We start from the raw sequence: 11,173 nt of genomic DNA on the forward strand, positions 1-11,173 counted from the left end.
CTTAGGGCATGTCGCGGTTTGAGTTGTTGTCTGATGCCCAGTGGGCGTTGATCGAGGATTTGTTGCCGGCGCGGACGGGTAAGCGGGGCAGGCCGTTTCGGGATGCCCGTCAGGTAGTCGAGGGGATCATCTACCGGTATCGGTGCGGGATTGCTTGGCGGGATGTGCCCGAGGTGTTCGGGCCGTGGCAGACGATCTGGACCTGGCATCGCCGGATGAGTGCTGAGGGCCTCTGGGACGCGGTGTTGGCGCGGTTGCTGTCGGCTGCGCAGCAGGCGGGGATCATCGACTGGGCGGTGGCGGTGGATTCCACCATCGCTCGTGCTCATCAGCACGCCACGAACATCACTCGTCACACAGGGGGCTGGGTCGAATTACAAGAATCTGTGCATCGAGCCGCCTGACCACGGTGTTGGCCGTTCCCGCGGCGGGTTGACCAGCAAGATCCACCACCTCGTCGACGGCTCGGGACGCCCCTTGGTGGTGGTGGTTTCAGCGGGCCAGGCCAATGACGCGCCGGTCTTCGAGCATTTGCTGGCCCACTTCCGCGTGTCCCGGCTGGGCGGCGGGCGGGCACGCACACGGCCTGACCGGGTGCGCGGCGACAAGGCGTACTCCAGCCGTGCCATCCGGGCCCAACTGCGCCGCCGCGGCATCACCGCGGTCATTCCCGAACCGTCAGATCAGATCGCACACCGCCAGCGGCGCGGCTCACGTGGTGGTCGTCCACCACGATTCGACGCCGAAGACTACAAGGGCCGCAACGTTATCGAGCGCAGCTTCAACACCGTCAAACAGTGGCGCGGGCTGGCTACCCGCTATGACAAACTCGCCATCGTCTACCGCGGCGGAGCCGTCCTCAGAGCCATCACCATCTGGCTAGCCCATTTATCAGACACGGCCTAGCTGGGCGCAACATCCAATCCGTTGGCGGCGGCTATCGCCGCGCGGGCCCACTCGTGGCGGAAAACGGCCGGCTGGATGCGATCACGGCGAATCATTTCAAGGTCGATGGCCTTTCCGGTGATCACCGCGTTCGGCACCCGGAAGGAGAAGGCCGGCCCGTTGGTCGCGACGGCCAGGATGGCGTCGCTATCGGTGAAGTTGTTGGCCAGCATGGTGTCCTCGGCCCATCTGAATGGCTTCAGGCCACCGAAGTTGTTGACGTACACCACCCACAGCCGGGTGCCGCGACCGTTGTAGAGCTTGGTGATTGCTCGGTTCACCGCGTCGTGCTCGAGGGGGCCGAGCACACCCGACTGATCCGTGATCTGGCTGGATAGCTTCATTGCCGTGCTTGACGGAGGCGCAGCCCCGTTGGGCGGCGGTGCCACCGACGCCGAGGCGGCGCCGCTGCTGTTCTGATGGTTGGCCCGGTTCCCGAGCATGCGGACGCCGACGTACGCGCCCACCGCGACCAGCGCGACGGTGACGAGTGCCGCGACCGCCATTACCGGACCTCGCCAGCCAGTGCGCGCTTTCGGCGAGCTCTGGGGTGCGGCGATCACTTCCGTCGGTGCTGCGATCACTTCGGTGGGACCCGCCGCCACCACCTCGGACTCGGCGGTTTTCATCTGGCTGCCAAGCGCCGCCGCGAAATCCGCGCACGTCGGGTAGCGGTCCTCGGGTTTTTTGGCGAGGGCTTTGGCAAAAGCCCCGTCCAGCTCGGCCAATTCAGGTCGGCGCTCACCGATGTGCGGCGGTGGCGCGGATAAATGCTGGGTGATCACCACAGCCGGGTTGGAGTGCTGAAACGGCGCGGACCCGACCAGCAGGTCAAACGCGGTGCAGCCGAGCGCGTATTGGTCGGCTCGTCCGTCGAGATCCGAACCCTGCAGTTGTTCGGGCGCACAGTAGGCGGTCGTGCCCACCAGCATGTTCGTCGCGGTCAGACCGCTGATGTTGCCCAGTTCGCGGGCGATGCCGAAATCGGCGAGCAGGATCCGTCGTCGGGGGCTGGCATCGGTCAGCAGGATGTTGGCCGGTTTGACGTCACGATGCAGCAGGCCACGTGAATGGGCGTAATCGAGCGCGTCGGCGACGGCCGAAATGATCTCGACGACATCTGCTTTCGGCATCCCGGATGGATACTTGGTGCGCAGCAATTTCGCGGCGTCGGTTCCCTCCACGTAGTCCATCGAGATCCACAGTTGCCCTTCGTATTCACCGCGGTCGTGGATGCCGACGATGTGCTCGTGGTACAGGTTCGCGGCCAGATCGGCCTCCCTGTTGAAGCGTTGGCGAAATTCGTCGTTCGCGGTCAGCTCGCTGGGCAAGATTTTGAGGGCATCGCGACGGGGCAGCCGCGGGTGCTGCGCCAGATATACCTGGCCCATCCCGCCGCTCCCCAACCGCCGAACGATGGTGTATCCGGCAAACACTTGGCCTTCTTGGAGACCTTCGGCCCGGCCATCGCTTTGCGACATGTGAGCATGCTACTGAGACCGCGAACCGGGAAAAACGGTTATTGCGCCAGCCCGGCGTTCAGCGCGCGCCGGCGGGCACCTTCGATGAGAATGGCGGGCGATGTTGAAATGGGTGTCCTGGACCTCCTGGACCACTGTGGTGCCGGTGCTGGCCCTCGTCGCGCTGGTACTGACGTTGGGTATGGAGGCGGGGCCGGTACTTGCCGCGGTAGAGGCGGCATTTCTCATCGGCGCCGTGCTGGCGGCGGTGCACCACGCGGAGGTGGTCGCGCACCGGGTCGGTGAGCCGTTCGGGTCGCTGGTGCTCGCCGCCGCAGTGACGGTCATCGAGCTGGCGCTGATCCTCGCGCTCATGGCGTCCGGCGGGCACGAGGGGGCAACGCTGGCCAGGGACACCGCGTTCGCCGTATTGATGATCGCCATGAACGGGATCGCCGGCCTGTCACTGTTGCTCGGTTCCCGGCGTTATGGCGTGACCGTGTTCAACGCCGAGGGCAGCGGGGCGGCGCTGGCCACGCTCACCACCCTGGCGACGCTGAGCCTGGTGCTGCCCACGTTCACCACCAGCCACCCGGGCCCGGAATTCTCACCCGGCCAGTTGGCCTTCGCCGCGGTCGCCTCGCTGGGGCTCTACCTGCTGTTCGTCTTCACTCAAACCGTGCGGCATCGCGACTTCTTTCTGCCGGTCGCGCAGAAGGGTCAAAAAAGCCTGCTCGAGGACGAAAGCCATGCGGAGCCGCCGAGCACCAGGGCGGCGCTGGGGAGCCTGGGGCTGCTGTTTGTGGCGCTGGTGGCGGTGGTGGGTATGGCCGAGCAGGAGTCGCCGGCAGTCGAGCATCTGGTATCGGCGGCTGGATTCCCCCATTCATTCGTGGGGGTGGTGATCGCCACCTTGGTGTTGCTTCCGGAGACGCTCGCGGCGGCGCGGGCAGCGCGGCGGGGCCGCATCCAGACCAGTCTCAACCTGGCCTATGGCTCGGCCCTGGCCAACATCGGGCTCACCATCCCGGCCATCGTGTTTGCCTCGATCTGGCTCAGCGGGCCGCTGCTGCTCGGCCTCGGCGCCACCCAGTTGGTGCTGTTTGCGCTGACCGTGGTGATCAGCGTGCTGACCGTGGTGCCCGGTCGGGCCACGCGCCTGCAGGGCGAGGTGCATCTGGTGCTACTCGCCGCTTTCGTATTTCTGGCGATCGTCCCGTAGCGGGGGGCGAGCCCTCCTATGTGGAGGATCTGGCGCGCAGTGTCTCCAACGCCTTGTCGGCGTGGGTGTTCATGCTGAATTCGCTGGCGATCACGCCGAGCACCTTGCGATCGGTGTCGATGACAAAAGTCGTGCGCTTGACCGGCATCAGTTTGCCGAGCAGACCGCGCTTGACGCCGAACTGCGTGGCGACGGTGCCCTCGGTGTCCGACAGCAGCGGGTAGTCGAATTTCTGCATGTCGGCGAACTTGGCCTGCTTGTGCACGGGATCGGCGCTGATGCCGACTCGGTTGGCCCCGACGGCGGCGAATTCCGCGGCCAGATCGCGGAAGTGACAGGCCTCCTTGGTGCAGCCGGGTGTCATCGCCGCGGGGTAAAAAAACAGGACAACCGGCCCGTCGGCGAGTAGGGCGCTGAGCTTACGAGGCCTTCCGGTCTGGTCGGGAAGTTCGAAATCGGCCACGGTGTCACCAGTTTTCATGGCCGTCAGGTTACGCCCGATTGCCCACTCCTTGGAGGCCGTCGCGAGCGTAACGCTGTTGCGAAAAACAGCCACGGAAAATCGCTGTGGCGTTACGCTCGCGGGCTGCCCGCCTCGGGCCACTCCCCAGACTGGCCATCTGGAAGGATAGTTCGGTGCACGCCGACCTCGCCGCCACCACCTCACGAGAGGAATTCCGCCAGCTCGCGGCCGAGCACCGTGTCGTTCCGGTGACCCGCAAGGTCTTGGCCGACAGCGAGACGCCGTTGTCGGCATACCGCAAGCTGGCCGCCAATCGGCCCGGCACTTTTCTGTTGGAGTCCGCGGAAAACGGTCGGTCCTGGTCGAGGTGGTCGTTCATCGGCGCGGGGGCGCCGTCCGCGTTGACCGTGCGCGACGGCCATGCCGTGTGGCTGGGCGCGGTGCCGCAGGATGCGCCCACCGGTGGCGACCCACTGCAGGCACTCAAGAAGACCCTTGAGCTGCTGGCAACTCAGGCCCCCAGCCAGTCCCAGCCGGGCCTGCCGCCATTGTCGGGCGGCATGGTCGGCTTCTTCGCCTACGACTTGGTGCGGCGCCTGGAACGGCTGCCCGAACTGGCCGTCGACGACCTGCACCTGCCGGATATGCTGCTGCTGCTGGCTACCGATGTGGCGGCGGTCGACCACCACGAGGGCACCATCACGCTGATCGCCAACGCGGTGAACTGGAACGGCACCGACGAGCGGGTCGATGAGGCCTACGACGACGCGTTCGCCCGGCTGGATGTGATGACGACGGCGCTGGGCCAGCCGCTGCCGTCGACGGTTGCCACGTTCAGCAGGCCCGAGCCGCGTCACCGAGCGCAGCGCACCGTCGAGGAATACGGCAAGATCGTCGGCTACCTCGTGGAGCAGATCGCGGCCGGCGAAGCCTTTCAGGTGGTGCCCTCGCAGCGTTTCGAGATGGACACAGATGTCGATCCGATCGACGTGTACCGGATGCTGCGGGCAACCAATCCAAGCCCCTACATGTATCTTTTGCACGTACCGAATAGCGTTGGGGGAAATGACTTTTCGATCGTCGGATCGAGTCCGGAGGCGCTGGTCACCGTCGCCGACGGCTGGGCGAAGACGCATCCGATCGCCGGAACTCGGTGGCGAGGGCAGACCGAGGAAGAGGATCAGCTGCTGGAAAAGGAACTGTTGTCCGACGACAAAGAACGCGCCGAGCACCTGATGCTGGTCGACCTCGGCCGCAACGACCTCGGCCGGGTCTGCACGCCGGGCACCGTTCGCGTCGAGGATTACAGCCACATCGAACGCTACAGCCACGTGATGCACCTGGTGTCGACGGTGACCGGGCTGCTCGCCGAGGGCCGGACCGCCTTGGACGCGGTGACCGCCTGCTTCCCCGCCGGCACGCTCTCGGGCGCACCCAAGGTGCGGGCCATGGAGTTGATCGAAGAGGTGGAGAAGACGCGCCGCGGTCTCTACGGGGGTGTGGTCGGCTACCTCGACTTCGCCGGCAACGCCGACTTCGCGATCGCCATCCGCACCGCGTTGATGCGTGACGGCGTCGCCTACGTCCAGGCCGGTGGTGGGGTAGTGGCCGACTCCAACGGCCCTTACGAATACACCGAGGCGACCAACAAGGCGCGCGCGGTGCTCAATGCGATAGCTGCCGCCGAGACGCTGACCGCCCCGGACGTCAACGGCAATGGCTGAGGGCCGATCCCGCCGACGCAGCGGCCGGCTGACGATCGGGATAGCCCAGTTGTTGCTCGTGGTTGCCGCCGGGGCGCTGTGGACGGCGTCGCGGCTGCCGTGGGTCGTGATCCGGTCGTTTGACGGGCTGGGACCCCCGAAGGAGGTGACCCTGTCAGGCGCGTCGTGGTCGTCGGCGCTGCTGCCCTTGGCGCTGCTGATGCTGGCCACGGCCGTCGCGGCACTGGCGGTGCGCGGCTGGCCGCTGCGGGCGCTCGCGGTGCTGCTGGCAATCGTCAGCCTTGCGGTCGGCTATCTGGGAATCAGCCTGTGGGTGATCCCGGACGTGGCGGCGCGCGGCGCGGACCTCGCGCACGTCTCGCTGCTGTCGCTGGTGGGAAGCGAGCGGCGATACTGGGGTGCGGGGGTCGCTGTGGCCGCTTCCGTGTGCACGCTGATCGCAGCCGTTCTACTAATGCGGTCCGCCTCGGACTCAAGGTCGGCCCGCGAGAGTGCAACGAAATATGCGGCGCCCGCGACCCGCCGGTCGAATGTCCGACGCGACGACGCCAACGAGGCGATGCCGGAGCAGCCGGAGCTGTCGGAGCGGACCATCTGGGATGCGCTTGACGAGGGCCGCGACCTGACCGATCAGCCCCGAGGGTCTGACACCGAGGGTCGGTGACGGGCCGCGTGCCGACAGTCGCTACCCTTCATTGACGTCATCGAAATCGGCTGAGTGACCGTGGTGACCGTGGAACGACAGTGGGAAGGAAATGACAGGCATGAGTCCGGCATCCGTGCTTGACTCCATCCTCGAGGGAGTCCGGGCCGACGTTGCCGCGCGCGAAGCCCTCATCAGCCTGTCCGAGATCAAAGCCGCCGCCGCGGCGGCGCCGCCACCGCTGGACGTGATGGCGGCCTTGCGCGAGCCCGGCATCGGCGTTATCGCCGAGGTCAAGCGCGCCAGTCCCTCGGCGGGTTCACTGGCGCCCATTGCCGATCCGGCAAAGTTGGCCCGGGCTTACGAAGATGGCGGCGCCCGGATCATCAGCGTTTTGACCGAGGAGCGACGTTTTAACGGCTCGCTCGACGACCTTGATGCGGTGCGGGCCGCGGTCTCGGTTCCGATATTGCGCAAAGACTTTGTGGTGCAGCCATATCAGATCCATGAGGCACGCGCGCACGGCGCCGATATGTTGTTGCTCATCGTTGCCGCGTTGGAACAGTCGGCGTTGGTGTCGATGCTGGACCGCACCGAGTCACTCGGTATGACCGCCCTTGTCGAAGTGCACACCGAGGAAGAAGCCGATCGGGCGCTGAAGGCCGGGGCCAACGTGATCGGCGTCAACGCGCGCGACCTCGCGACGCTTGAGGTGGACCGGGATTGCTTCGCGCGCATCGCCCCCGGGCTGCCCAGCAAGGTGATCAGGATCGCCGAGTCCGGCGTGCGTGGCACCGGAGACCTGCTGGCTTATGCCGGTGCCGGAGCCGATGCCGTATTGGTCGGTGAAGGTCTGGTCAAAAGCGGTGACCCGCGTGCTGCGGTTGCCGATCTGGTCACCGCGGGCACCCATCCGTCTTGTCCGAAACCGTCTCGCTAGCCGCCGATGAGCCGCCCCCGCGTCGAGCATTGGTGATGGTAGAGCTGTCCCGCCCGGAGCTTCCGCTTTCGAGTGCGGCCATCGCCAAACCCACACGCCACGATCCCGATTCGGGTGGTCATTTCGGCGTCTACGGCGGTCGCTACGTCGCCGAGGCGTTGATGGCGGTGATCGAGGAGGTCACTACCGCCTACGAGAAGGAACGCGTCAATCAGGATTTCCTCGACACGCTGGATAACTTGCAGGCGCACTACTCTGGTCGGCCGTCGCCACTCTACGAGGCCACTCGGCTCAGCGAGCACGCTGGCTCGGCGCGCATCTTTTTGAAGCGAGAAGACCTGAACCACACCGGTTCTCACAAGATCAACAACGTGCTCGGTCAGGCCCTGCTGGCCCGGAGAATGGGCAAGACTCGGGTGATCGCCGAGACGGGAGCCGGTCAGCACGGCGTGGCCACGGCCACCGCATGCGCGTTGCTCGGCCTGGATTGCGTGGTCTACATGGGCGCCGTCGACACCGCGCGCCAGGCGCTCAACGTGGCGCGGATGCGGCTGCTGGGTGCCGAGGTAGTCTCGGTCGAGAGCGGCTCGCAAACGCTCAAGGATGCCATCAACGAGGCGTTCCGGGATTGGGTGACCAACGCCGATAACACGTACTACTGCTTCGGCACCGCGGCCGGGCCACACCCCTTTCCGACTATGGTCCGCGATTTTCAGCGAATCATCGGCCTGGAGACCCGCGCTCAGATCCAGGCTCAGGCCGGCCGGTTGCCTGATGCCGTCGTCGCCTGCGTCGGTGGCGGATCCAACGCCATCGGGATCTTCCATGCCTTCCTCGACGATCCCGGCGTGCGGCTGGTCGGCTACGAGGCGGCGGGCGACGGCGTCGAGACCGGCAGGCATGCGGCGACATTCACCGGCGGTTCACCCGGGGCCTTCCAGGGGTCGTATTCCTACCTGCTGCAGGACGAGGACGGCCAGACCATCGAATCCCATTCGATCTCAGCGGGTCTCGATTATCCGGGCGTGGGTCCCGAACACGCCAGGCTCAAAGAAACCGGGCGTGCCGAATACCAGCCCATCACCGACGCCGAGGCGATGGATGCGTTCCGCCTGCTCTGCCGTACGGAAGGCATCATCCCGGCCATCGAATCCGCGCACGCGGTGGCCGGCGCCCTCAAGCTGGGCCCCGAATTGAGCGAACAGTTGGGCGGGGGCGCGGTCATTGTGGTGAACCTGTCGGGCCGCGGCGACAAGGACGTCGAAACGGCCGCGAAGTGGTTCGGCATGCTGGAGCCCGACAAGCAATGACGGTGGAGCAGAGCAAAGCAAGCCGGCTCGGGCCGACCTTTGACTCGTGCCGCAAAGACACTCGCGCGGCACTCATCGGTTACCTGCCCACCGGTTACCCCGACGTGCCGACGTCTGTGAAGGCGATGATCGCCCTGGTCGAATCCGGTTGCGACATCGTCGAAGTCGGCGTTCCGTACTCCGACCCGGGCATGGACGGGCCGACCATTGCCAGGGCCACTGAGGCGGCGCTGCATGGGGGAGTGCGAGTCCGGGACACGCTGGCCGCGGTCGAGGCGATCAGTTCGGCCGGCGGACGAGCTGTGGTGATGACGTACTGGAATCCGGTGCTGCGCTACGGGGTTGACGCGTTCGCGCGGGATCTCGCGGCGGCGGGCGGGCATGGGCTTATCACTCCCGACCTGATTCCCGACGAAGCGCAACGGTGGTTGGCGGCATCCGAGGAGCATCGGTTGGATCGCATATTTCTTGTCGCGCCGTCCTCGACGCCGCAGCGGCTGGCGATGACGGTCGAGGCATCGCGCGGCTTCGTCTACGCGGCATCGACGATGGGTGTGACCGGGGCGCGTGACGCGGTGTCGAAAGCTGCGCCCGAATTGGTGAGCAGGGTGAGGGCGCTGTCCGACATACCCGTCGGCGTCGGTCTGGGGGTGCGCTCCCGGGAGCAGGCGGCGCAGATCGGCAGCTACGCCGACGGTGTCATTGTCGGTTCCGCGCTGGTGTCGGCGCTGGGTGACGGCGGGTTGCCTGCGTTGCGCGCGCTGACCGAGGAACTGGCGATTGGCGTGCGTCAAAGGACCGCCGACTCATGACGATGCTGCCCACGTATTTCCCCAGCCCGCCGCAAGGTGTCTGGCACCTCGGGCCGTTGCCCATTCGCGCTTACGCGCTGTTCATCATTACCGGTATCGTGGCCGCGCTGGTGATCGGTGACCGGCGCTGGCAGGCACGTGGCGGCCAGCGCGGCGTGATCTACGACATCGCGCTGTGGGCTGTGCCGTTCGGACTGGTTGGCGGCAGGCTCTATCACTTGGCCACGGACTGGCGGACCTATTGGGGTCCGGGCGGCGCCGGATTCTTCGCGGCACTGCGGATCTGGGACGGCGGCTTGGGCATCTGGGGCGCGATAGCCCTCGGCGGCGTCGGCGCGTGGATCGCCTGTCGGCGTCGCGGAATTCCGCTAGCGGCCTTCGCCGACGCGCTCGCCCCGGGACTCATCTTGGCCCAGGCCATCGGTCGCCTGGGGAACTATTTCAACCAGGAGCTCTACGGCCGCGAGACCGCGATGCCGTGGGGTTTGGAGATCTTCTACCGTCGAGATCCTTCCGGATACGTCGACCCGCATTCGCTCGACGGCGTCTCGACGGGGCAGCTCGCGTTCGTCGTGCAACCGACGTTCCTCTACGAATTGATTTGGAACGTACTGGTTTTCGTAATGCTGATCTACGTGGACCGGCGGTTCAAGTTCGGCCACGGGCGGCTGTTTGCCCTCTATGTGGCCGCCTACTGCGTCGGGCGCTTCTGCGTCGAGTTGCTGCGCGACGACACCGCCACGCACATCGCCGGAATCCGGATCAATATGTTCACATCGACCTTCGTGTTCATCGGGGCCGTGGTTTACATCATCCTGGCGCCGAAGGGTCGCGAGGATCCCGAGAGCCTGCGTGGCACCGATCGCGAGGCCGAAGAAGCGCCAGAACCGGAGCCGGAACCCGAGCCGCTAACCGGCGCTTCGGTCACGGCGGCGGCCGGGGTGGCTGGGGTTTTGGCGGCGGGGAAGACGCCGAAAAGGCTGATTCCGCGAACGCGGTCGAGTCCGGTGAAGTTAGCCGTGGCGGAAGCCGCGGAGGCCGAGACCGTGAAAGCGGGGGCCGAGGTCCCAGACGCGGAGGCCGAAGAGCCTGAGACCGTCGAGGGCGGGGTTGCGGAGCCGGAAGTGGCGGAGGCGGAGGCCGCCGAGTCGACGGGCGAAGAACCTGAAACCGCTGCGGCGGAGGTTGCGGAGCCCGAAGTCGACGAGGCCGAAGCCGAAGAGCCCGAGACGGCCGAGGGCGGGGTTGCGGAGCCGGAAGTGGCGGAGGCGGAGGCCGCCAAGTCGGCGGGCGAAGAGCTTGAAGCGGCTGCGGGCGGGGTTGCGGAGCCGGAAGTGGCGGAGGCGGAGGCCGCCGAGTCGACGGGCGAAGAACCTGAAACCGCTGCGGAGGTTGCGGAGCCCGAAGTCGACGAGGCCCAAGCCCAAGAGCGTGAAGCTGCACCTGAAAACGCTGCGGAGGTTGCGGAGCCCGAAGTCGAAGAAGCCGAAGGCGAAGAGCCCGAAATCGACGCCGAGGCCGCCGGGACAGCCGTCGACGAGGCCCAAGCCCAAGAGCGTGAAGCTGCACCTGAAAACGCTGCGGAGGTTGCGGAGCCCGAAGTCGAAGAAGCCGAAGGCGAAGAGCCCGAAATCGACGCCGAGGCCGCCGGGAC

Annotated in this window: 9 protein-coding genes and 1 pseudogene; 8 read left to right on the forward strand and 2 right to left on the reverse strand. The window is 66.4% G+C overall.

Annotation, left to right across the window (positions count from 1 at the left end; translation table 11 throughout):
• Positions 1-8 precede the first annotated feature (8 nt).
• Positions 9-906 (forward strand): annotated as a pseudogene (locus ACLP4W_RS00650) (IS5 family transposase).
• Here ACLP4W_RS00650 and ACLP4W_RS00655 read toward each other — a convergent pair.
• Positions 903-2,426: a serine/threonine-protein kinase gene (locus tag ACLP4W_RS00655; RefSeq protein ID WP_442383106.1), complete on the reverse strand. Its 1,524-nt coding sequence runs from the start codon at positions 2,424-2,426 to the stop codon at positions 903-905. The pseudogene ACLP4W_RS00650 and the gene ACLP4W_RS00655 sit on opposite strands and share 4 nt — an antisense overlap.
• A 100-nt stretch (positions 2,427-2,526) precedes the next feature.
• Between ACLP4W_RS00655 and ACLP4W_RS00660 the strand changes: the two genes are divergently transcribed.
• Entirely contained in the window at positions 2,527-3,627 is a 1,101-nt protein-coding gene (locus ACLP4W_RS00660; protein ID WP_442383108.1) for a calcium:proton antiporter, read from the forward strand.
• Positions 3,628-3,643: 16 nt separating this feature from the next.
• Here ACLP4W_RS00660 and ACLP4W_RS00665 read toward each other — a convergent pair whose 3' ends face one another.
• Positions 3,644-4,108 carry a peroxiredoxin gene (locus ACLP4W_RS00665; RefSeq protein WP_442383110.1) on the reverse strand — a complete coding sequence of 155 codons (465 nt, stop codon included), beginning with the start codon at positions 4,106-4,108 and terminating at the stop codon, positions 3,644-3,646.
• 155 nt (positions 4,109-4,263) lie between these two features.
• On the opposite strand from ACLP4W_RS00665, the gene ACLP4W_RS00670 reads away from it, so the two are divergent.
• From ACLP4W_RS00670 to ACLP4W_RS00695, 6 genes are all read left to right on the forward strand, one after another.
• Positions 4,264-5,814 (forward strand): anthranilate synthase component I, encoded by a 1,551-nt coding sequence (locus ACLP4W_RS00670; protein WP_442383112.1) that lies wholly within the window; start codon positions 4,264-4,266, stop codon positions 5,812-5,814.
• Entirely contained in the window at positions 5,807-6,478 is a 672-nt protein-coding gene (locus ACLP4W_RS00675) for a TIGR02234 family membrane protein (protein ID WP_442383114.1), read from the forward strand. Before ACLP4W_RS00670 ends, ACLP4W_RS00675 begins: the two co-directional genes overlap by 8 nt.
• Positions 6,479-6,578: 100 nt before the next feature.
• Positions 6,579-7,397, forward strand: coding sequence for an indole-3-glycerol phosphate synthase TrpC (trpC, locus tag ACLP4W_RS00680; protein WP_442383116.1), 819 nt, complete (start codon positions 6,579-6,581; stop codon positions 7,395-7,397).
• Positions 7,398-7,432: 35 nt separating this feature from the next.
• On the forward strand, positions 7,433-8,707 hold the full coding sequence (gene trpB, locus ACLP4W_RS00685) for a tryptophan synthase subunit beta (protein WP_442383130.1): 1,275 nt from the start codon (positions 7,433-7,435) through the stop codon (positions 8,705-8,707).
• Positions 8,704-9,519 carry a tryptophan synthase subunit alpha gene (gene trpA / locus ACLP4W_RS00690; RefSeq protein WP_442383118.1) on the forward strand — a complete coding sequence of 272 codons (816 nt, stop codon included), beginning with the start codon at positions 8,704-8,706 and terminating at the stop codon, positions 9,517-9,519. The genes trpB and trpA overlap by 4 nt, the downstream gene beginning before the upstream one ends.
• Positions 9,516-11,173: prolipoprotein diacylglyceryl transferase (locus ACLP4W_RS00695; protein ID WP_442383120.1), on the forward strand; the 1,658-nt coding region annotated here is incomplete at its 3' end. The genes trpA and ACLP4W_RS00695, both read left to right, overlap by 4 nt.

This window comes from Mycobacterium sp. (assembly GCF_052145595.1).
GTDB lineage: Bacteria > Actinomycetota > Actinomycetes > Mycobacteriales > Mycobacteriaceae > Mycobacterium.

What these genes read in the sequence shown, in the direction of transcription:
- ACLP4W_RS00655 (WP_442383106.1), bottom strand. Translation starts at nt 2,426, where the DNA reads ATGTCGCAAAGCGATGGCCGGGCCGAAGGTCTCCAAGAAGGCCAAGTG.
- ACLP4W_RS00660 (WP_442383108.1), top strand. Translation starts at nt 2,527, where the DNA reads ATGTTGAAATGGGTGTCCTGGACCTCCTGGACCACTGTGGTGCCGGTG.
- ACLP4W_RS00665 (WP_442383110.1), bottom strand. Translation starts at nt 4,108, where the DNA reads ATGAAAACTGGTGACACCGTGGCCGATTTCGAACTTCCCGACCAGACC.
- ACLP4W_RS00675 (WP_442383114.1), top strand. Translation starts at nt 5,807, where the DNA reads ATGGCTGAGGGCCGATCCCGCCGACGCAGCGGCCGGCTGACGATCGGG.
- trpC (WP_442383116.1), top strand. Translation starts at nt 6,579, where the DNA reads ATGAGTCCGGCATCCGTGCTTGACTCCATCCTCGAGGGAGTCCGGGCC.
- trpB (WP_442383130.1), top strand. Translation starts at nt 7,433, where the DNA reads ATGGTAGAGCTGTCCCGCCCGGAGCTTCCGCTTTCGAGTGCGGCCATC.
- trpA (WP_442383118.1), top strand. Translation starts at nt 8,704, where the DNA reads ATGACGGTGGAGCAGAGCAAAGCAAGCCGGCTCGGGCCGACCTTTGAC.